Genomic DNA, 21,657 nt, shown 5'->3' on the forward strand with positions numbered 1-21,657 from the left:
CGCAACTTAAAGCAATAGGGGGGGGCTTTGGTTGTGCTCCTATTTAGAGGAGCCTTGCTCAACAATGCTCTCGTCAACTTCTGCCATATCGTTGAGAGTGATGGAGTTAAGATCATCCGTTGTCATGCCGCGCAATTCGTTGAAGGCGATACGGGTTGTGATGCTTGGCTTTTTATCTGAACCATCGGTTTCGATGACATCAAATGCTGCTTCAAGGAGGTCGGTGACGTGCATGTCGCGCGATTTTGATGTTGAGCCGCCTAACATAACCGCGATAACGCGGTGACCATCGCGTTCAGCAGATGCGAGCAGGTTGAAACCAGAAGCACGTGTGTAGCCTGTTTTAATGCCATCCACACCGCGCACTTTGTCTAGCAGATTGTTGTGGTTCTTGTATTTAGCGCGGCCATATTGAAATTCTGTGATTGAGAAATAATCATAATAATCAGCGTGATCCACGAGCATGGCTTCGCCAAGGAGTGCAAGATCGTGCGCTGTTGATACTTGCGCAGCGTCGGGGAGGCCGGATGCATTTTTGAAGCGTGTGTTTTTAAGCCCAAGTTGACGTGCTTTAGCAGTCATCAAAGCAGCGAAACGTGTTTCTGTTCCACCAAGGCGTTCCGCAATTACAACGGCTGCATCATTGGCTGATTTTGTTACAAGCGCGCTTATGGCTGTTTCAACGGTGATTGTCTCACCTGGTTTAAGGTATAATTTTGATGGGGCTTGAGCAGCTGCAGTTTTGGAAATCTTTAGCTCGTCCGTGAGCATAAGATCACCAGATTCGAGTGCGTCAAACACCATATAAAGCGTCATCACTTTGGTGATAGATGCAGGAAAACGCGGTTCATCTGCGTTACGTGCGTGCAAAACTGTGTTTGTGTCGATATCAATAACATAAGAAGCGTATTTTTCGGCCCATGAAGGACATGCGGCGAGCACAGACAATGTTCCGGCGATAAGGAGTTTACGTGTCAAACCGGCGAATTTCGACTGGATAGTCATGTCTGCGGGACCCTCTTGTTAAGATGCGTGCGTAAATTAGTTGTAATGTTAATCTCGATTCATTGAGGCGAGGTTAACTAATTGAGGCAGTGAAGATTAAGTTTTGTGGAGGAAGCTGCAAACTGAATTCTGATCAATGAATTGTGATAATATTATGTTGGACTTTAAAAATTTAAGACGACCCAAAACACCAAACACTTATTTGCTCGCGCCCATTGGAGTGTGTGAAAATGCTGTTCCAGACGCGGAACCGACGGTGTTTTATTTAAAGAATGCGGCGACACTAAAAGCTGATTTTCTGCATATTATGCAGGACCAACCACGGGTTTCTGTGCTTGAAGATGAGGGCTTGGGGTTGGAATTGCGTCAAAAAACGCCACTTATGGGTTTCCCCGATTTTATTTCAGTAAAGTTTATTAATTTAGAAGAGGGTAAATCTACGCTGGCAATCTATTCCAGATCAAAATACGGACGCAAGGATTTTGGTGTAAATCGGAAACGGATTGAGCTTTGGGTAGATTTACTACGTAAAAACGCTTAAGGGAGTGTTTGCAATTTTTAATGCGGTTTACCCCCTTACATAACGGATGTGTCTTCATATGTTAATAATATGAAACACGCGTTCTAAATATTTAATGTGTTTAGGGCAAAGTGATGTTGGTTAACTTTTGATAGGTTCATGTCAGACGAAAAATCCCCAACAGACACCGATGATGAAACTGGTGTCGTCACGCGTACTGAGACAAAGACGAAACGTCCTTCTTTGTACCGTGTTTTAATTTTGAATGACGACTTCACACCGATGGAGTTTGTTGTTCTAATCCTTGAGCACTTCTTCAACAAGACTCGTGAAGAAGCGACGAAAGTCATGCTCCATGTCCATAATACGGGCGTGGGTGTGTGTGGAGTGTTCACTTATGAGGTTGCTGAAACAAAAGTGGCGCAAGTTATGGACCTTGCCCGCAGAAGTGAGCATCCTCTTCAATGTGTAATGGAACGCGAAGAATAAAGGTTACTAAATGCCTTCAATGACCCCCAGCCTAGAACGCGCGCTTGAAAAAGCGCTGCATCTCGCTTCTGATCGTAAGCACGAATATGCCACGCTTGAGCATTTGTTGTTTGCTTTGACAGAAGATGAAGACGCTTCGGAGGTCATGCGCGCGTGTAAGCTTGATATAGATAAGCTACGTGGCGACCTGAATGATTATATGGATGAAGAGCTAAATGCGATCGTCGTAGATGATGATGAGCATGTGCATCCCACTGCAGCATTTCAACGTGTTGTTCAGCGTGCAGTTTTGCATGTGGAAAGCTCTGGCCGTGATGAAGTCACGGGCGCGAATGTGCTTGTGTCTATATTTGCGGAGCGGGAGAGCCATGCGGCTTACTTCCTGCAAGCTCAAGATATGACGCGCTATGATGCCGTAAACTTCATATCACATGGTGTTGCCAAAAAGCCGGGCATGTCGCGTACACGCCCTGTTGATGGTGCGGGCGAAGAAAAAGAAGAGGCTGCTAAATCTGGTGGTGAAGCTCTTCAAGCCTATTGTGTTGATCTGAACGAGAAAGCACGGTCTGGCAAAACTGACCCGCTTATTGGACGTCAGCTAGAGGTGGATCGTTGTATTCAAGTCTTGTGTCGTCGCCGCAAGAATAACCCGCTTCTTGTGGGTGATCCCGGTGTTGGTAAGACGGCGATTGCTGAAGGTTTGGCAAAACGTATCGTAGACGGTGAAGCTCCAAAAATTCTTGAAGAGAGCATTATCTACTCTCTCGACATGGGCTCATTGCTTGCGGGTACACGGTATCGCGGTGATTTCGAAGAACGTTTGAAGCAAGTTGTAAAAGAGCTGGAAGAGCAGCCACGTTCAGTCTTGTTCATTGATGAAATCCACACTGTGATTGGTGCGGGCGCCACATCTGGCGGTGCTATGGATGCATCTAACTTGCTGAAACCTGCGCTTCAATCTGGTGAACTTCGCTGTATGGGTTCAACGACATATAAAGAATACCGTCAGCATATCGAGAAAGATCGTGCTTTGGCGCGTCGTTTCCAGAAAATTGATGTGGTTGAACCAACTGTAGCTGACTCCATCAAGATTTTGCAGGGATTGAAATCACGTTTTGAGGACTTTCACGGTCTCAAATATACAAATGATGCGATTAAAACTGCGGTTGAACTTGCGGCACGTCACATCACGGACCGGAAACTGCCGGATAAAGCGATTGACGTGATTGATGAAGCGGGTGCGAGCCAATGGTTGCAACCGGATTCTAAGCGTCGCAAGCAGATTGGACCTAAAGAAATAGAAGCTGTGATCGCGAAAATGGCGCGTATTCCTGCGAAGCAAGTCAATAAGACAGATGAGCAGGCGTTACGATCTATTTCAAACGATTTGAAGCGCGTTGTTTATGGGCAAGACCCGGCCATCTTGGCTGTGTCTGACGCTATCAAGCTTGCGCGTGCGGGATTGCGTGAACCAAATAAACCTATTGGGTCATACCTGTTTTCAGGGCCTACAGGTGTTGGTAAAACTGAAGTTGCACGTCAATTGGCATCTATTTTGGGCGTTGAGATCTTGCGGTTCGACATGTCTGAATACATGGAGCGTCACACTGTTTCACGTTTGATTGGTGCGCCTCCAGGGTATGTTGGATATGATCAAGGTGGTCTTTTGACCGATGGCGTTGATCAACATCCACATTGTGTCTTGTTGCTGGATGAGATTGAGAAAGCACATCCTGAATTGTTCAATATCCTGTTGCAGGTGATGGATAATGGTACGTTGACGGATGCAAACGGTAAGAAAATTGATTTCCGTAATGTGATCTTGATTATGACGACCAATGCTGGTGCGGCGGATGCAGCAAAAGAGGCTATTGGATTTGGACGCGGTAAACGTGAAGGTGAAGATGAGGATGCGATTAAAAAGCTCTTCACACCTGAATTCCGCAACCGGTTGGATGCGATTATTCCATTCGCACCATTGGGCCCAGATGTCATTGGTCGTGTGGTTGATAAATTCGTACTTCAACTTGAGGGTCAATTGTCTGACCGCAATGTTGATATCGTCCTTACCGATAAAGCCCGGGCTTGGTTGGCTGAACGCGGCTATGATCAGGCTTATGGGGCGCGTCCGCTTGGGCGTGTAATCCAAGAGCATGTTAAGAAGCCAATGGCTGAAGAGTTGTTGTTTGGAAAACTGCGCAAGGGTGGCCTTGTGACGATTGATGTAGACATCAAAGACACAAGTAAACTCGCTTTCACTTTTGAAGATGGATCTAATAAGCGTCCATCTAATGAAGAGGAAGAGGAGCCGGAACTAACAGATTAATTAGCCCCATTTTAAATATGGGAATTTGATCTGGCTTTTACGGCAGACAAGTATTAAGACACGGGGCGAGGGTAGAAGTACTCTCGCCCTTTGTTTTATAAATATGAATACCTTCAATACGAGCACTGAAAAACCGAATATGACCCAGATCGTCGTTGCCGCCCTCTATCACTTTGCCAAGCTTCCTCACTATAAAGACATCCAAGCGCCATTACTTGCAGCATGTGAAGCAGCAGGTACGCGGGGGACGTTGCTCTTGGCGACTGAAGGTATTAACGGAACGATTGCGGGGACGCGCTCAGGCATTGATGAAGTTCTTCAATTTATCCGTTCTATTCCGGAACTGAAAGATACAGAGCATAAAGAAAGTCATGCTGAAGAGATGCCATTTTTGCGCATGAAAGTGCGTTTGAAGAATGAAATCGTAACGATGGGCGTGCCGGGAACTGACCCTAGCAATATCGTTGGCACATATGTTGATCCGGAAAACTGGAATGATTTGATCAGCCGTGACGATGTTGTTGTGATTGATACACGCAATGATTATGAAGTGCAGATTGGGACGTTTAAGGGGGCAGTGAACCCGAAAACGGAAACCTTCCGCGAGTTTCCAGCTTGGTTTAAAGAGTTTCAACGCACGCACAACAAGCCCAAAGTGGCTATGTTTTGTACGGGCGGCATTCGGTGTGAGAAATCCACTGCTTTTGCTAAGGATATGGGCTTTGAGGAAGTATTTCACCTTAAAGGCGGCATTCTAAAATACTTAGAAAATGTTCCAGAAGACAATAGTTTATGGGAAGGTGACTGCTTTGTGTTTGATCAGCGTGTTTCGGTGAAACACGGGCTAGAACTTGGCGATTATGACCAGTGCTTTGCGTGTCGTCGTCCAATCACAGAAGAAGAAAAGCAGCGCCCTGAATATACAAAGGGTGTGTCTTGTCACCAATGTTATGATGAGTATACGCCTGAGAAAAAGGCTGCATTCATGGAGCGCCAAAAGCAAATTGAGCTAGCAAAAAAACGCGGTAAATCGCATGTCGGCCAAGATTTAAAGGCTGAAAAAGAAGCCGCCCGCGCAGCCGCTGAAGAAGCAAGGTTAAAGTCTATTGCAGGCAAGGAAGAAGCGCGTAAGGACTAACATATATAAGCTATCAACCGAGCATATAGATATGCTCGGCTGAGTAGCGTTTTGGGGGCGTGTTTAGCTCTTGGGGGCTTTGTGGACGGTTCCTGATTTCATTACGAAATCAACGTTCAACATTGGCTCCACGCTTTTCGTGACATCCCCATCTACGGCGATAATGTCTGCATGTTTGCCGACGCTGATTGAGCCTATTTTATCAAAGAGTTCGAGGTTTTTAGCAGCATTAACCGTGGCGGCATGTAGAGCTTCTGTAGGGGTGTAGCCTGCTTGGACCATGAAGTTTAACTCGCCCGCATTGAGGCCGTGTTTGGAAACACCAGAATCGGTTCCAAAAGCGACGTTTACGCCGCCTTCACGCGCACGGCGCAACATATCGAGCATGAGCGGACCAACGATTTTCGCTTTTGCTTTGGTGGCAGGTGGCATCCAATCTTCTTTAGCCCAGTCTACAACAGTCATTCCAGCGAGCACTGTTGGCACAAGCGTCGCATCATTTTCCTTGAATAAGGCGATGGTTTCATCATCTAAATAGGTGCCGTGTTCGATGGAGTTTACACCTGCACGAAGGGCAGCGTTAATGCCGTTTTTACCGTGGGCATGAGCGGTGACGCGGCGGCCCATTGTTTTAGCTGTTTCGACAATAGCTTGCATTTCATCGTCAAATAATTGCTGTTCTAAGCCTGCTTTGGTGTTGGAGAGAACACCGCCCGTTGCTGTGATTTTAATGACATCAGCTCCGCGTTTGACCTGTTCGCGAACAGCGCGGCGGCAATCGTCAGCGCCGTTGCAAATGCTTTGTCTGTCAAAAACGGCTGAGATTTTAGGTGCGTAGCCATTAGTATCTCCATGACCACCCGTTGCCGAGATGGATTGTCCGGCAGCAACGATGCGTGGTCCGCTGACTTTTCCGCTGGCAATAGCATCACGCAGAGAGAAAATAGCTTCATTCGTTCCGCCAAGATCTTGGACAGTGGTGAAGCCTGCATCCAATGTGCGCTTAGAAAATTGAGCACCCGCCAAAGCAAGGTCAACTTCACTATCATATAGTGCACGAATGGCGCTTCCTGGCCCGCCTTCGTGTAGGACGTGAACGTGACAATCAATCATGCCTGGCAGGACGGTATAGCCTTTTAGATCAACAGTCGTCGCGCCTTTGCTTGCTTTCACATAGCCGCTTTTAATATCTGTGATTTTATCATCTACAATAATGATTGTGCGCTCGGTTTGAATATCCTTACCTGGTTCGGCAAGGAGCTTACCGGCATGAATGTAGATTGTGTCTGCGAGCGCTAAAGGCGTCGCGGTTAAGCTGATCGCAGTTGCGCATAGAAGTGTTTTGAGTGTTTTTTTCATAAGCCTGTCCCCGAGAAAATATAACGTGCCTTAGTTGTGCACTTTGGTAGTTCATTTGTGTGTATTTTGGGAGAAGGTTAGAATGCTATACTAACACTAGCAAGTGGATCAGACTTTTAAGTCGGGCGTTATCACAATGAGTTGATAGCTCATTTTTGTTTGGAAATTTGCCGGTTTTCAGTTAGCCATATCTACATGACTAAAGACTCCCTACCTATTTTATATACTTTTCGTCGTTGTCCCTACGCTATGCGAGGGCGAATGGCTCTGCTTGTGTCTGGGCAATCCTTTGAGTGGCGTGAAATATTGTTACGGGATAAGCCCGCGCAAATGCTAGAGGCGAGCGCAAAAGGGACTGTGCCAACGCTTGTTTTGCCCAATGGGGCCGTCATTGATGAAAGCCTTGATGTGATGCTGTGGGCGCTGACGATGAATGACCCTGAGGGGTGGTTGCCGATCAATGCAATGGATCGTGCCGTCACGTATGAATTGATTGAGCGCAATGATGGTCCCTTTAAGGGGCATTTGGACCGATATAAATACGCGGCGCGATATGATGGTGTTGATGGTTTAGAGCATCGTAGCGCCGGATTTGAAACCATAGTTGATTTAGACAAGCGATTAGCAGAACAACCCTTTCTAGCTGGGGAGACTATGGGCTTAGCTGATTATGCTATATTTCCATTCATCCGACAGTTTCGCGTGGCCGACCGTGAATGGTTTGATGCGCAAGACATTCCTCATGTGCATAAATGGCTACAGGCAGCGATGGCATCGCCTTTGTTTGAGGCAATTATGGTGAAGCGAAAACCGTGGAAAGATACTTATGGAAATGAGGATCATGTACCTGTTATCTATCCACGGGACAGTGCTTAAAGTTCAGCGCGTATTTCTGTCGCGATAGCTTCTAATTCGGCCATATCTGCCATCGTGCCGGAGGCGTGTGTTCCAACAGAATGGCCACGTCTGCGTGGGATGATATGGAAGTGCAGGTGAAAGACGGTTTGGCCTGCTGGTTCGCCATTAAATTGAGTTAAAACAATGCCATCTGGCCCCAAAGCGCGCTCGACGGCTTTTGCAACTTTTTGAACACGTTCCATATAGGGGCCGAGCTTTTCGGTTGGCATTTCCAGAAAATTGCGTGCTGTTACGTTTTTGGGAATAACTAGCGTGTGACCGTCAGCTTGAGGGAAGACATCCATAAATGCCAATGCGATATCATCTTCATAGACCTTCACGCATGGCATGTCACCGCGTAGGATTTTAGCGAAAATATTCTCATTATCATAAGGTCCGTGAAGGCTCATAGGATGTTCCTTTGTTTAGTCTTCGGGTTTGCGAAATGGGGTACGTTGACCAAGATATTCAATATCAGCTTCAACCTGTTCGCGTTCATGTTCCAGATATTGAGCGATAGCGTCTGAGAAGCCTTGGTTTGCAATCCAATGGGCGGAATAGGTGGGGGTGGGTGCGTAGCCTCTGGCGAGCTTGTGGCCGCCTTGGGCACCAGCTTCTACGCGCTTTAGATTGTGGGCGATAGCGTAATCTATGGCTTGGTAATAGCAGGTTTCAAAATGAAGGCAGGGGCGCGGTTCTGAACATCCCCAATAGCGGCCATATAGTGTGTCTGAACCAATCATGTTGAGGGCGGCGGCTATGGGGCGATTGTCTTCAGTATCGCGCGCTAAAACGAGCAGAATTTTATCGCCCATTCGTTGACCAAGCAGCTGGAAAAAGGCGCGGTTTAAATAGGGTGAACCCCATTTTCGTGCACCAGTGTCTTGATAATATTGGTAAAATATATCCCAGTGTTCAGATGTGATTTGATCACTTGTGAGGTGTTCATAGAGAATGCCATCTTGCGCTTGGGCGCGCTCTTTTCTGAGGTTTTTGCGTTTACGAGAGGCGAGAACATCGAGAAATGCGTCAAAATTTTTGTAATTATCATTTACCCAATGAAATTGCTGATCCGTCCGTTGGAGCAAGCTTTGGGCACCTAAATGCTCGTATTCGAGTGCGTCGATGAAGTTTAGGTGTAGGGATGATAGCTTGTTGGTTGCTGTGAGCTGGATGGCTGTTTGCAGCAAGGCATCTTTGATGTGTTGGCCTGATGGGGCTGTGCTTGTCAGCAGCCTGCGGCCTGTCACTGGTGTGAAGGGAATTGCGATCAAAAGCTTGGGATAATACTGACCACCGGCACGTTCAAACGCATCTGCCCATGCATGATCAAATACAAACTCACCTTGAGAATGAGACTTGAGATACATTGGACAAGCGCCGACGATTATACCGTTTTGATCTTGCGCAATGATGTGGTGTGGGGCCCATCCCGTTTGGGGGCTGACACATTCAGTTTCTTCGAGTGCTTGAAGAAAATCCCAGTCCAGAAAAGGATCGTAAGGAAGATCAGCAGGATTTGCGATTGCATTCCAAGCTTCCCGATCCACCTTGGAAAGGGAAGTCTCTATGCGCATGGAAAGTGTTAGTTCATCATCCGTCATGGGCTATATGTGGAGACCTTGTGTAACGGATGCAATCGCAAAAGGATTGCGTTTATTCAAATTCAACGATTGCATCAATTTCAACAGCAACGCCAAGAGGTAAAACCGGACATGCGACGGCGGAACGTGCATGACGGCCTTTATCTCCAAACGCGTCAACCATCAGGTCTGAACATCCATTGATAACTTGAGGGATTTCCACGAAATCTGGAGCTGCATTCACGAAGCCACCGAGCTTGACGATTCGCTTGACGCGGTCGAGTGAGCCAAGTGCGCCCTTCATTTGGGTGATGAGGTTGATTGCGCAAAGGCGGGCGGCAGCTTGGCCTTGCTCTGTTGTCATATTCTCGCCCAGACGCCCGTGGACCAATCCATCTGCACCCATTGAAATTTGACCAGAGATAAATAGCTGGTTTCCGGAAATAACATAGGGAAGGTAGTTTGCGACAGCAGCTTTAGGTTCACCTAAAACGATACCCAATTGTTCTAGTTTAGCTTCAGGTGATTGCATTGTGTGTCTCCGGATCGGCTTAGAATTGTCGAATTTTTGATGTTTAATGAGATGACAGATTATCGACTTTTTACAAGTTCGTTAACTCTATTTGACGAGATTAAGGTATCGTTAGGCTAGGTTTTCTTATTGTGCAGACTGAGTCTGTTGAGAATCGTTTTTTGGGTTGGTTTTAAAAGGATGATGATAAGTTAGAGCAATTCAATCTGAACGTTTGTTAATTGACTGAATATTCATGCACTTTTCTTAAGATAATAGCAGAGAAAAGAGTGCATTTCGCTTGAATGTAAAAGGGTGTTTAACTCTCTTGCGCCAAATTGAAGGTTAAGAGTGAGGAATCGCAAGCGCGATTTCGCTTGGAGCAATGACTGATATGGCCGGAAGTACATTGAAAAAAGTCCTAGTCGTAGAGGACAATCCGCTGAACATGAAATTGTTCTGCGACCTTCTTGATGCTTTCGGTTTTGAAGCGGTGAAGTCTGAAGACGGCTTGCGTGCTGTTGAGATGGCTAAAGACATTCACCCAGATTTGATAATTATGGATATTCAGCTTCCTGACGTGTCTGGCCTGGACCTTGCGCGTTGGATTAAAGATGATGAGTCTGTACGTGACATTCCAATTCTTGCGGTGACAGCGTTTGCTATGCGTCAAGATGAAGAAGATGTGCTTGAGGCGGGGTGTGAGGCCTATATGACGAAGCCAATTCAAATGGGCTCATTTATTAAAGCGGTTGAAGAATTGACTGCACGACGGGAGCGAGCCCATTGAGCGCGCGTGTTCTTGTTGTTGATGATATAGAGGCTAACCGAAAACTTCTATGTGCAAAGCTTGCGCATGAGTATTTTCAGGTGACGACTGCTGTAGATGGGTTGGATGCAATTGATAAAGCGATTGCGACTGAGCCTGATGTAATTCTGCTGGATGTGATGATGCCGCGCATGGATGGGTTTGAAGCCTGTCGTGAGCTGAAATTTGATCCACGGACTGAGCACATTCCTGTCGTTATGGTGACAGCACTTAGCGAACGTGAAGACCGTTTGAAGGGCTTGCGTGCGGGTGCGGATGATTTTTTGACAAAGCCAATCAATGATTTGCAGCTTTTGTCGCGTGTTCGTGCGCTGTCTAAATATAAATTGGTAGCAGATGAGCTGCGCAAGCGTGAAGCATCAGGACGCCGCATTGGTGTGATTGATGTCATGCCAACAGGGCGCGGGCAAAATCCTGCGCGTGTGCTTGTTGTAGATGATAATGAACGTCAAGCCGCGAGAATTTGTCGTTATCTTGAAACTGACCACAAGCCTATGACGCTGGCAAACGCGACGGGTGGGCTAGGTGCAGGTGCGGCGACTGTTGATATTATGGTGTTGTCACTTGGCGGCGAGAAATATGACGGGCTGAAGCTTTGTTCTTATCTGCGCAATTTGGAAGCTACACGTGATTTGCCGATTCTTGCTATTGTTGGCGCGGAAGATGAAAAACTCGCCGTGCGGGCGCTAGATCTTGGTGCATCAGATATTTTGGTACGTCCGATTGATCCTGAGGAATTGCTTGCGCGTGTGAAAACGCAAGTGAGCAAGAAGCGTTATGTTGATTCCCTGCGTGCGCGCTTAGACCAGTCTATGGAATTGGCTGTGACCGACCAGCTAACAGGATTGCACAATCGCCGCTATATGGAGAGCCAGCTTGAGCAATTCATGAAGCGCGCAAATATGGGTGGCGGGCCTGTGTCTGTTCTTCTGTGTGATCTAGATCACTTTAAGAAAGTGAATGATGGATATGGTCACGATGTGGGCGATGAAGTCTTGCGGGAGTTCTCAACCCGCTTGATGAAAAACATTCGACCAACAGATATTGCATGTCGTTATGGTGGAGAAGAGTTTCTGGTGATTATGCCTGATACGACCATTCAAATGGCCCAATTAACGGCAGAACGTATCCGCGAAAAGGTGGATGGAACACCATTCAGTATCAATGGTGGGCTTGGGAAATTAAGCGTCACCATGTCGGGTGGGGCGGCTGTTACTTTCCCGCCAGATGATAGCGTGAACCAATTGATCAAACGTGCTGATGAGGCGCTATATAGCGCTAAGGAATCGGGGCGGAATAAGATTGTTTGTAATTTTGATGGTTTTTAGGAAATGGCGCTTCGGATGAGGCGCTATTTTTTTATGTTCATTGAGGCAAATAAAAAGGGCTTGGAAATTCATCCAAGCCCTTTTTAATAATGAAATAGAAAGTTTGATCTTACTTGATCTTACCTTCTTTGAATTCAACGTGTTTACGGATGACTGGGTCGTACTTTTTCAAGACGAGTTTTTCAGTCAAGTTACGCGGGTTTTTCTTTGTTACGTAGAAAAAACCAGTGTCCGCAGTCGAATTCAAGCGAATTTTCACAGTGGTAGGTTTAGCCATTGATCTCTTGCTCTGGTCGAGGCGCGGTTACTCGCGCGTGAAACGGAAAGCGTGCTTTAATCAGTAACCCCTCATTTCGTCAAGAGCCGTTTCTCAATTGTCTTCATTTCCTGTGAAATAATTTAATCCTGTGCGAATGAGAGTTGACGCTTTGGGAAGGATATACAGCTCCGATTTTCTTGATACAGTGAAATCAGGGCGGGAAATGTTTCTGACTTATGTCTGACTTTTCTTAGACTCAAAATAAAAAAGCTCAATAAATAAAAGAGTGTACGGGACATGAAAACATCAAACATATTGGCGGACCTTGGGGTCGCGCCAGCTAAATTGCATTTAAACCTCAAAGAAGCGCCACTTTATGAAGCTGCGATCCGTCGCGGCGAAGGTGAAGTTGCAAAAGGTGGTGCGCTTGTTGTGAAAACAGGCGAACACACGGGCCGTTCTGCAAAGGATAAATTCACTGTACGGAACGCTTACACAGAAAAAACTGTGTGGTGGGACAATAATGAATCAATCACGCCTGAGCAGTTTGATCTTCTATGGGAAGATTTCCAAGCACATATGAATGGCAATGAGCTTTATGTTCAGCAGCTTTTTGGAGGGGCTGACTTAGATCACCGTGTGAGCGTGCGTATTGTCAATGAATTGGCGTGGCACAATCTGTTCATTCGTCACTTGCTACGCCGTCCAACAGACGCCGAGCTTGCGACATTTGAAAATGATTTCACGATTGTGAATTTGCCATCTTTCCGCGCTGATCCGGCGCGTCACGGGACACGGTCTTCGACTGTGATTGCTGTGAATTTTGAAAAGAAGATGATTCTAATTGGCGGCACATCTTATGCCGGTGAGACGAAGAAATCTGTGTTCACGATTTTGAACTATCTGCTTCCAGAATCAAATGTGATGCCGATGCATTGTTCGGTGAATACATCTGAGAAAGAAGACGCGGCTATTTTCTTTGGCCTATCTGGTACGGGTAAAACGACTTTGTCTGCTGATCAATCTCGCATTCTTGTGGGCGATGATGAGCATGGTTGGTCTGAAAATGGTTTGTTTAATTTTGAGGGGGGCTGTTACGCCAAAATGATCAACCTCTCCCAAGAGGCTGAACCAGAAATTTACGCGACGACGAAGCAATGGGGAACAGTGCTTGAAAACACTGTGATGGACCCTGTGACGCGTGAGCTTGATCTGTTTGATAACTCATTGGCAGAAAACTCACGCGGGGCATATCCGATCTCGGCTATTCCTAATGCGTCGGAGAGCGGGCGGTGTGGACAGCCAAAGAACTTGATCATGCTGACAGCGGATGCCTTTGGTGTGTTGCCGCCAATTGCGAAACTGACGCCAGAGCAAGCCATGTATCACTTCTTATCGGGCTATACAGCGAAAGTGGCTGGAACTGAAAAGGGTGTCACGGAGCCAACGGCTGCATTCTCAACGTGTTTTGGTGCGCCATTTATGCCGCGTCATCCATCTGAATATGGTGATCTGCTCGGTAAGCTGATTGAGAAGTACAATGTGGACTGCTGGTTGGTGTCTACAGGCTGGACAGGTGGTCCTTATGGCACGGGTAGCCGTATGCCGATTAAAGCGACACGAGCGCTGCTAAACGCTGCGCTGGATGGATCATTGGTTCGGGGTGAGTTCCGTAAGGATGAGACATTTGGCTTTATGGTGCCAACCAAGCTTGAAGGCGTGGATGATAAAATCCTGACACCGCGCGAAACTTGGGCTGATAAAGCAGCCTATGATGCACAAGCAGCAAAGCTTGCGGGAATGTTCGTGAAGAACTTCAAAGTGTTTGAGGCTTATGTGTCCGACGGAGTGAAGGCAGCTGCACCTGTCGCACAGCAAACAGTGCCGGCTGAGTAAGTTTTTGCAGGATTAAATATTAGGAAGGCGGCTCTTAGCGGGGCCGCCTTTTTTGTTGAGTGGGCAGAGTGATAAGAGCTGTTAAAATTATTAAACTGTATTCGTATCTCTAGAGAAAACTTCAAGATTCTCGTTGAGGTAGATCTCAGCAAATAACAAGTTGAAGTCTTGAGCGATAAGAGTGATATCTCTTTCCAATGTTACTAATTCAGCTTGCGTAAACTGTTTTTGGATTCGGTTGGTCTTTTCATCATCTACACGCCACATTTTGTAAACGAAGGTAGTTTCGTCTCTTTTGCAATGTATTCTACAAAATGCATGAGCAAAAAAGTCGCGATACTCTCTGAATGGCTCTAAGCGATCAATTAAATTGATTGCTCTAGCATTATATTTATTTAGAGGTCCGGGGGACGAGAATAACGCTTTGGCCTGAGCGATCCTGTTTTTAAGTTTGCGGTGATATCGGATATTAAGTTTCCAGTAGTCGCGAATTATTCGTGCTTGCATTCCGACATCTAAAAGCAAAAACTCGCATTGGCTGTAAGCGCCAATAATTTGGCCACGTAATTGGGCTTGGAGTTGAACTAAATCACGTTCTTTTTCTGTAGGTGTTTTAGGTATTAGTTTCATAGAATTAGACCGAGATTTAAGGAAACGCATCCAATGTCAGCCGCTCAAGAAAGCTTTCATTGTCTTTCCAGTAGGTCATGAAGGGGGCGTGGTCCGCGTCAGGTTCTTCTATGCGCTTTTGGGCTTCGCTTATTGTGAAGCGGGTGATGCCGGGCAGGTCTAGGTCTGCGATTTCTTCGAAGGTGAACCAGCGCAAATCTAATAGTTCATGACTATCCACGGGACGTTTGAGTTCTGCGAGAACGTCTTCGGATTTAGCGAGGAAGAAACGTGCATCAAATCGTTTTGGGCGGTAGGGCGGTGTGATTGCACGGCCTATAAACTGGATGTTGTTGAGATAGGGACGTACACCAAAGGAAAGATATGTGCGCCAGCTTTCATCTAGGTTTGGCGTGATCTCAATATCTTCAGAGACGGGCTTACCTATGACGAGGCCGGTTTCTTCAAATGTTTCACGGATGGCAGATAGAACCAATCCTTCGGGTGAGGTGTTGCTTTGAATTTGCAGTAAGGATCGACATGTTGGGTTCATGTCGCCAATGGCTGTTATGTCCAAATCAGTGGGGTCCATGCGGCCACCTGGGAAGACATATTTATCAGGCATGAATGTGTGGCCACTTGCGCGTTGGCCCATAAGGATGCGCGGCGTTGGGCCATCATTACGCACAAGGATCATTGTGGCTGCATCTTTGGCATCCACCGGATTATCCGCAAGGCTTATATCCGGTGGTGCGTCGTCAAATTGTCCGGGTTTGAATGTGTTTTCTGACATTGCGTTTCACTCCCGCACCTACGCTTAGGCTTATTTTCTTTTTCCTAAGCGTATGTTTTTTGGGCGGCCTTGTGAAGCAGCAGTGCGCTTTTTAGAGCCACCTTTGCGTCCACGTGGTGGATGGTTGTCGCGGCCATGCCGTGCACGTTTAGGCTTTAACAATTCTTCACGTGCAGGACGCGGGTCAGATAGCATTTCAAACAATAGCCCACCTGTGACCGGTGTGGCTTCTGCAAGTTTTACTAGGACTGGCATACCCATTTCATAGCGCATTTCTGTGCGATCACCGACGAGCGCAGCATTGTTCTCATCATAGAGCCAGTATTCTTCCGAGAGGCGTGCTGCTGGAATAAAGCCATCTGCGCCACTATCGTTGAGTTTTACAAATAGCCCAGCTTTGGTGACACCGGCGATACGGCCTTGAAATTCCGCACCGACTTTATCTGACATGAAGGCCACGAGATAGCGGTCTGTTGCATCACGTTCGGCCGCCATTGAGCGGCGTTCAGTCGTTGTGAGGTGTTCGGCAATTTGTTCTAGGCGCTTTGATTCCACATCAGAAATGCCATCAGGACCAAGACCCAACGCACGAATGAGTGCGCGGTGTACGATCAGGTCGGAGTAACGACGGATAGGGGATGTAAAGTGCGCATATTTTGCGAGGTTTAATCCAAAGTGCCCGTAATTCTCGTGTGAATAGCGCGCTTGAGATTGAGATCTTAGCACCATTTCAGACACAAGGTGTTCATGCTCGGTTGAACGCGATTGTTCGAGTAGACGATTGAAGCGCGCTGAGGTCTTCTTCTCGCCGCGTGTCCACTTCATGCCGATTGTTGGCAGGAAAATGCCTAGAGCGAGGATTTTCTCATCTGAAGGTTCTTCGTGGATACGATAAATGAGCGGCGAGTGCGTTTTCTCTAAGCTTTCAGCCGCACACACATTAGCTTGGATCATAAATTCTTCGATCAGCTTGTGCGCATCAAAACGATCTTTTGTGTAAACGCCTAAGACATTGCCCTCCTTATCGAGAGCAACGCGGCGCTCTGGAAGGTCTAGATCGAGAGGTTGGCGCTTTTCACGTGCTTTACCAACGCAAGCATAGGCGGCCCACAATGGTTTCAGCACTGTCTCTAACAGAGGCGCTGATTTTTCGTCAGGCTTTCCATCAACAGCGTTTTGGGCTTGCTCATATGATAGCTTTGCAGCTGACCGCATCGTGCCGCGAATGAAACGGTGATCAATTTTGTCACCTGCCGCGTTGAAACGCATTTCAACGGCGAATGTCTCACGGATTTCATTTTCTTTAAGCGAACATTGTTCAGCAGAAAGCGCTTCAGGAAGCATGGGCGCAACGCGATCAGGGAAATAAGTAGAGTTTCCGCGTCTAAAGGCTTCATCATCTAGCGCTGTACCGTGCTGCACATAGGCTGCGACATCGGCAATCGCGACATAGACAATCCAGCCGCCTTTATTGTTCTCGGCGTCATCGGGCTTGGCATAAACAGCATCGTCATGATCACGGGCATCCGCAGGGTCAATCGTGACGAGGGGAAGGTGTGTAAGGTCTTCTCTTTTGGTATCTTGTGCAGTGGCGTTTTCGGCTTCAGCAAGAACTTCTGTTGGAAATTCATCTGGCACATCATGCGTATGCAGCGCGACAATCGAGGCAGATTTGGGGTTATCCATCGTGCCGACAATTTCAACCACTTCAGCCATTTGCGGGCCGTGAGGTTTAGATTTTTTTAGTTTTATACGAACAATGTCGCCTGTTTCAGCATCTTTTGAGAGTGCTTTTTCAACGAGGTATTCGTGTTTGTCTTTGCGGCTTGTCGGTTTGACGCGGCCACCATGTCTATTGGCTTCAAACAGACCAATGACAGTGGTTTGCGGTGTGTCGTCAAACTTCTTGATGACTTTCGCATACCATAGACCATCATTCGCTTTCCCCACTTTACATAAAGCGCGGTCGCCTATGGCAAAGGTTTCATTGCGTTTGCGCGAAGCGGTTGCGACACAGGTGATGTCTGGTCCGTACAGACCATCTGTGCCGATGCAGCGACCAACAAGATCGCCATGCTCATCGATTTTTTCAAATTTCACAACAGAGGTTGGCGGGGGCGCATCAACGCTTGCAAACTGGCGTTTGCCTGTGCGTGCAATCGTGCCTTCTGTCTCTAGCTTTTTCAGAATCTGACGCAGCGCGACACGGTCGGAGCCTTGAACACCAAGACCTCGTGCAATTTCGCGTTTGTTAGATTTATCGGGATTGCGCTCTAAAAATTCTAGAACGGCTTTTTCAGTTATATTACTCATGTGGGGGCATATAACCTAAAAATGCGATCAATGCGCGTTTTTTGTTTAGGTTTGCAGCAAAGAAAACAAATTCACCGTCTATTTTACGGATATTATGACGATTCAAGCGCTTCGCTTACTTTGGGAAGTGGTGCTGTTACATCGATTGGCTTTAGCCCAAATGATTGTTTGGGTGTGTTGTAATCACCGATTAGAATTTCATAATGTAGGTGTCGCGCGACGGGTTTGTCGGCACTGGTTCCCATACGGCCAATGGTTTGACCCGCTTTAATGGGGGTGCCAATGCTTATCTCCGGTGCGAAATTTTCCAGATGCGCGTATCGGGTGAAAACACCATCTCCATGATCGATAAGAATCATATTTCCATAATCGCCGCGATAATGGGCTTCTATGATAGTGCCATCTCCGCCGGCATAAACATCGACAGGTTCTGAGAAGGCAATGTCCCATCCCTTGTGTAAATAGGCGCGTCGAGATGTTCCACGAAAACCATATCCTGACATAAGGCAACCTTGGGCAACGGGCGCTGAAGCGAGGCGGACTTTGGAGGTGATTTTAAATGTTTGCTTATAGTCTTTGATATTTTGCGATGCGTCTGAAGCAGGGGTGTTGCGGCGTCCATCACGATAGCAAACTTGTAAGTTTTTGGGGAAAATGCGGGCTAATCGAGCTTGTTCGAACGGAACGAGTAGCTCTTTGAGGATATAGGTTTCGCTCTCTTTGAGGGTGCTAATATATTCAATTGCTACCCGTTTTGATGTTGAGGCCAATTGATCAATTTGTGCGGAATCTACACCAGACATTGGCATGATGGAAACCAAGGCAGAGGGTAATATATTCAATAGCATTCGAAACGTGACCTGTATAAATGGCTCAAAACCAAAACCACCAGAAATGGGCCTGACGCGCATATCTGGTGGTAGGTGTTTGAGGCATATTTGCAGGTTTCTGTTGCACAATTTGCTATTTTAAAACGGCAAACAGATACCTGTTTTGAGCTTAAATTCGACGTGACTTATATTATGACGTTTCTTTGGTCGATTTTTTAGGCGTTTTTGAGGCAGTCGCTTTTTTAGCTGCTGGCTTTTTAGCGGCTGCTTTTTTGGCTGGTGCTTTCTTTTTGGTTGCACTTCCTGCTTTTGCGTCAATCAATTCAATTGCCTTTTCCAGAGTAATTGTTTCTGGAGTGACATCCTTGGGAAGGGTGGCATTGGTTTTTTGGTGTTTTACATAGGGGCCATACCGGCCATCAAACACATTGATTGGTTCATCTGTTGCAGGGTGTTTACCGAGTTCTTTCAGCGCTTTAGCTGCGCCGCCGCGACCACCTTTAGCATTTTTCTCAGCGATGAGTGCAACTGCACGGTTAAGGCCAACTTCAAACACTTCCATTGGGTCTGGTAGGTTAGCGTAGGTTTTGTTGTGCTGAACATAAGGTCCATACCGCCCAAAATTGGCATACATCATTTCACCATCTTCGGGGTGAGGACCGATTTCACGGGGCAGGTTGATTAGCTTGATGGCTTGCTCAAGTGTGAGTTCTTCAACACTCCATCCTTTAGGAATAGAACCGCGTTTTGGTTTTTCCTTGCCGACACCTTCGCCAAGCTGCACATAGGGGCCAAACCGGCCTGTACGTAGGCTAATGTCTTTGCCTGTAACTGGGTCTTGTCCTAGTAACTTGCCGTCTGGTGATACAGCGTCCTCAGCGTCTGATCCATCCGTTGTGAAGGGGCGTGTGTGCTTACATTCAGGATAGTTTGAACACCCGATAAAGGCACCGTTACGACCAAGCTTCATTGAAAGCTGGCCTTCTTTACACAAAGGACATAGGCGCGGGTCTTCGCCCGTTGGTTCGCCAGTCTTTTCATCAATTTTTGGTGGGAAGATCTTAGGGCCAAGCACTTCGTTTAGAAGGTCGAGCACGTGGGTGACGCGCAATTCAGACACTTCTTCGATTTTCGCTCTGAACTGTTTCCAAAATTCAGCAAGGAATGTTTTCCAAGCAAGCTTTCCGTCGGAAACAAGGTCGAGTTTTTCTTCTAGGTCAGCCGTAAAGTCGTATTGAACATATTGATTGAAATAGTTTTCAAGGAAGATCGTGACCAAACGACCTTTATCGTCTGGAATGAAACGGTTTTTATCCATGTGCACATAGTCACGGTCACGCAATGTGGCGAGCGTCGAGGCATATGTGGATGGGCGGCCAATGCCTAGCTCTTCCATTTTCTTCACGAGCGATGCTTCTGTGAAACGCGGCGGAGGTTGAGTAAAGCTTTGGTTTGCATCGGCTTTTTTCAAGTCGATATTATCGCCTACCGTTAAAGCTGGAAGGCGTTTGCCGTCTTCATCGCCGTTTTCATCATCACGGCCTTCTTGGTACAAGACAAGAAAACCATCAAATTTTACGACCTGACCCGTGGCGCGTAAAATGGCATTTCCATCTTTAGACTTTAAGTCCGCTGTTGTGCGTTCAAGTTGGGCAGTTTCCATTTGAGAGGCAACGGCACGCTTCCACACGAGTTCGTATAGGCGAGATAAATCCTGGTCCAAACGAACGGTGGAAGGGTGTTTCATGAAGTCAGTCGGGCGAACGGCTTCGTGCGCTTCTTGTGCGTTTTTTGCTTTAGATGAATAGCGACGAGGGCTAGATGGCACATAACGTTCGCCATGCACTTCTTTAATTGCATCGCGCGCTGCATGTATGGCTTCTTCAGCCATTTCAACACCATCAGTACGCATATATGTGATGAGACCGGCTTCATATAGTTTTTGAGCGGCACCCATTGTGCGAGATGCATTAAAGCCCAGTTTACGTGAGGCTTCTTGCTGAAGTGTTGAAGTTGTGAATGGCGGCGGCGGGTTTGATTTTACCGGCTTTGCTTCAACAGATTGAACTGTATATCCACCTACACGAACATGTTCGAGGGCTTTGTCTGCTGCTTCTTTATTTGGAAGCGAGAATTTCTGGACTTTCTTGCCTTCAAGTTCATATAAGCGGGTTTCAAATTCAGATTTTGAAACTGAATTCATTAAACCTTTGATTTGCCAATATTCTTCAGGTTTGAAAACCTCAATTTCCATTTCGCGTTCACAGATAAGACGCAGCGCAACGGATTGCACACGGCCAGCCGATCGAGAACCGGGGAGCTTGCGCCATAGCACAGGTGATAGGTTGAAGCCCACGAGGTAGTCGAGTGCACGGCGTGCGAGGTATGCGTCCACAAGCTCTTGGTCTAGCTCGCGTGGCTTCTGCATAGCTTCAAGAATGGATTTTTTTGTAATCGCGTTAAAGACAACACGCTCAATGGATTTGTCTTTAAGCGCGCCACGTTTTTTAGATAGAACGTCTAGCACGTGCCACGAAATTGCTTCTCCCTCTCTATCAGGGTCGGTGGCAAGTATCAGGCCGTCGGCTCCCTTTAAGGCGTCTGCAATGTCTTTGATGCGCTGGTTGGATTTTGCATCCGCTTTCCACGTCATCGCAAAATCATTGTCGGGATCGACTGAACCATCCTTAGATGGGAGGTCACGAATATGCCCGTATGAGGCGAGCACTTTAAAGTCTTTTCCAAGGTATTGGTTGATTGTCTTGGCTTTGGCCGGGGACTCAACGACAACGACTTTCATATTATATTCTCCCGGCTGTTTATACGTGTTCTAGGCGGTCTTAGACCTTGTCCACCCCAATGCATTAGAGCGGCGGAAACTGGTAGAGCTGAACAAGAAAGTCAATTAATCAATTTAAGACAATGTGTGATCTAGCCTAAAATTCTCACTTAAAAGGCGAGTTTTACACAGG

General features: G+C 46.9%; 19 protein-coding genes. 8 read left to right on the forward strand and 11 right to left on the reverse strand.

The window, feature by feature from the left end; all coding sequences use genetic code 11:
* Positions 1-39: 39 nt before the first annotated feature.
* Complete coding sequence (locus ACFQS8_RS00700; protein ID WP_382164743.1) at positions 40-1,005, reverse strand: D-alanyl-D-alanine carboxypeptidase family protein; 966 nt, start codon at positions 1,003-1,005, stop codon at positions 40-42.
* A 154-nt stretch (positions 1,006-1,159) separates the two neighbouring features.
* Here ACFQS8_RS00700 and ACFQS8_RS00705 point away from each other — a divergent pair, with 154 nt between their 5' ends.
* The 4 genes from ACFQS8_RS00705 to trhO all read left to right on the forward strand — a co-directional run bounded on the left by ACFQS8_RS00705 (position 1,160) and on the right by trhO (position 5,478).
* Complete coding sequence (locus ACFQS8_RS00705; RefSeq protein ID WP_382164745.1) at positions 1,160-1,546, forward strand: DUF1499 domain-containing protein; 387 nt, start codon at positions 1,160-1,162, stop codon at positions 1,544-1,546.
* Positions 1,547-1,684: 138 nt separating this feature from the next.
* Positions 1,685-2,014, forward strand: a complete 330-nt coding sequence (clpS, locus tag ACFQS8_RS00710; RefSeq protein ID WP_382164746.1) for an ATP-dependent Clp protease adapter ClpS — start codon at positions 1,685-1,687, stop codon at positions 2,012-2,014.
* Between the two features lie 10 nt (positions 2,015-2,024).
* A complete protein-coding gene (gene clpA, locus ACFQS8_RS00715; RefSeq protein WP_382164748.1) occupies positions 2,025-4,340 on the forward strand; it encodes an ATP-dependent Clp protease ATP-binding subunit ClpA in 2,316 nt (771 codons plus the stop codon).
* Positions 4,341-4,479: 139 nt separating this feature from the next.
* Complete coding sequence (trhO, locus tag ACFQS8_RS00720; RefSeq protein WP_382164750.1) at positions 4,480-5,478, forward strand: oxygen-dependent tRNA uridine(34) hydroxylase TrhO; 999 nt, start codon at positions 4,480-4,482, stop codon at positions 5,476-5,478.
* A 63-nt stretch (positions 5,479-5,541) separates the two neighbouring features.
* On the opposite strand, the gene ACFQS8_RS00725 is transcribed toward trhO, so the two are convergent.
* Positions 5,542-6,837, reverse strand: a complete 1,296-nt coding sequence (locus ACFQS8_RS00725) for a metal-dependent hydrolase family protein (RefSeq protein ID WP_382164752.1) — start codon at positions 6,835-6,837, stop codon at positions 5,542-5,544.
* A gap of 195 nt (positions 6,838-7,032) precedes the next feature.
* Here ACFQS8_RS00725 and ACFQS8_RS00730 point away from each other — a divergent pair, with 195 nt between their 5' ends.
* Positions 7,033-7,713 (forward strand): glutathione S-transferase, encoded by a 681-nt coding sequence (locus ACFQS8_RS00730; RefSeq protein WP_382164754.1) that lies wholly within the window; start codon positions 7,033-7,035, stop codon positions 7,711-7,713.
* On the opposite strand, the gene ACFQS8_RS00735 is transcribed toward ACFQS8_RS00730, so the two are convergent.
* From ACFQS8_RS00735 to ACFQS8_RS00745, 3 genes are read right to left on the reverse strand one after another with little or no spacing between them, the layout of a single operon-like run.
* The gene (locus ACFQS8_RS00735) at positions 7,710-8,144 is read right to left on the reverse strand and encodes an HIT family protein (RefSeq protein ID WP_382164756.1); all 435 of its coding nucleotides are present in this window, start codon (positions 8,142-8,144) and stop codon (positions 7,710-7,712) included. The genes ACFQS8_RS00730 and ACFQS8_RS00735 overlap by 4 nt on opposite strands.
* A gap of 15 nt (positions 8,145-8,159) precedes the next feature.
* The gene (locus tag ACFQS8_RS00740; protein WP_382164757.1) at positions 8,160-9,338 is read right to left on the reverse strand and encodes a GNAT family N-acetyltransferase; all 1,179 of its coding nucleotides are present in this window, start codon (positions 9,336-9,338) and stop codon (positions 8,160-8,162) included.
* Between the two features lie 52 nt (positions 9,339-9,390).
* Complete coding sequence (locus tag ACFQS8_RS00745) at positions 9,391-9,849, reverse strand: RidA family protein (protein ID WP_382164759.1); 459 nt, start codon at positions 9,847-9,849, stop codon at positions 9,391-9,393.
* A gap of 373 nt (positions 9,850-10,222) precedes the next feature.
* Here ACFQS8_RS00745 and ACFQS8_RS00750 point away from each other — a divergent pair, with 373 nt between their 5' ends.
* Both ACFQS8_RS00750 and ACFQS8_RS00755 read left to right on the forward strand, forming a co-directional pair.
* Positions 10,223-10,618 (forward strand): response regulator, encoded by a 396-nt coding sequence (locus ACFQS8_RS00750; RefSeq protein WP_382164761.1) that lies wholly within the window; start codon positions 10,223-10,225, stop codon positions 10,616-10,618.
* A complete protein-coding gene (locus ACFQS8_RS00755) occupies positions 10,615-11,985 on the forward strand; it encodes a PleD family two-component system response regulator (protein WP_382164762.1) in 1,371 nt (456 codons plus the stop codon). Before ACFQS8_RS00750 ends, ACFQS8_RS00755 begins: the two co-directional genes overlap by 4 nt.
* A gap of 109 nt (positions 11,986-12,094) precedes the next feature.
* On the opposite strand, the gene rpmG is transcribed toward ACFQS8_RS00755, so the two are convergent.
* The gene (gene rpmG / locus ACFQS8_RS00760; protein WP_015827825.1) at positions 12,095-12,262 is read right to left on the reverse strand and encodes a 50S ribosomal protein L33; all 168 of its coding nucleotides are present in this window, start codon (positions 12,260-12,262) and stop codon (positions 12,095-12,097) included.
* Between the two features lie 279 nt (positions 12,263-12,541).
* Between rpmG and ACFQS8_RS00765 the strand changes: the two genes are divergently transcribed.
* A complete protein-coding gene (locus tag ACFQS8_RS00765; RefSeq protein ID WP_382164764.1) occupies positions 12,542-14,140 on the forward strand; it encodes a phosphoenolpyruvate carboxykinase in 1,599 nt (532 codons plus the stop codon).
* 90 nt (positions 14,141-14,230) lie between these two features.
* Here ACFQS8_RS00765 and ACFQS8_RS00770 read toward each other — a convergent pair whose 3' ends face one another.
* The 5 genes from ACFQS8_RS00770 to topA form a co-directional block, all read right to left on the reverse strand.
* Positions 14,231-14,770, reverse strand: a complete 540-nt coding sequence (locus ACFQS8_RS00770; protein ID WP_382164766.1) for a hypothetical protein — start codon at positions 14,768-14,770, stop codon at positions 14,231-14,233.
* 16 nt (positions 14,771-14,786) lie between these two features.
* Entirely contained in the window at positions 14,787-15,542 is a 756-nt protein-coding gene (locus ACFQS8_RS00775) for an NUDIX hydrolase (protein WP_382164768.1), read from the reverse strand.
* A 30-nt stretch (positions 15,543-15,572) separates the two neighbouring features.
* Complete coding sequence (gene rnr / locus ACFQS8_RS00780; protein ID WP_382164770.1) at positions 15,573-17,855, reverse strand: ribonuclease R; 2,283 nt, start codon at positions 17,853-17,855, stop codon at positions 15,573-15,575.
* A 92-nt stretch (positions 17,856-17,947) separates the two neighbouring features.
* Positions 17,948-18,703, reverse strand: a complete 756-nt coding sequence (locus tag ACFQS8_RS00785; protein WP_382164771.1) for a M23 family metallopeptidase — start codon at positions 18,701-18,703, stop codon at positions 17,948-17,950.
* Between the two features lie 172 nt (positions 18,704-18,875).
* Positions 18,876-21,485 (reverse strand): type I DNA topoisomerase, encoded by a 2,610-nt coding sequence (gene topA, locus ACFQS8_RS00790; RefSeq protein WP_382164772.1) that lies wholly within the window; start codon positions 21,483-21,485, stop codon positions 18,876-18,878.
* Positions 21,486-21,657 lie beyond the last annotated feature (172 nt).

Origin of the sequence: Hirschia litorea, assembly GCF_042665075.1 — a bacterium.
Classification (GTDB): domain Bacteria; phylum Pseudomonadota; class Alphaproteobacteria; order Caulobacterales; family Hyphomonadaceae; genus Hirschia; species Hirschia litorea.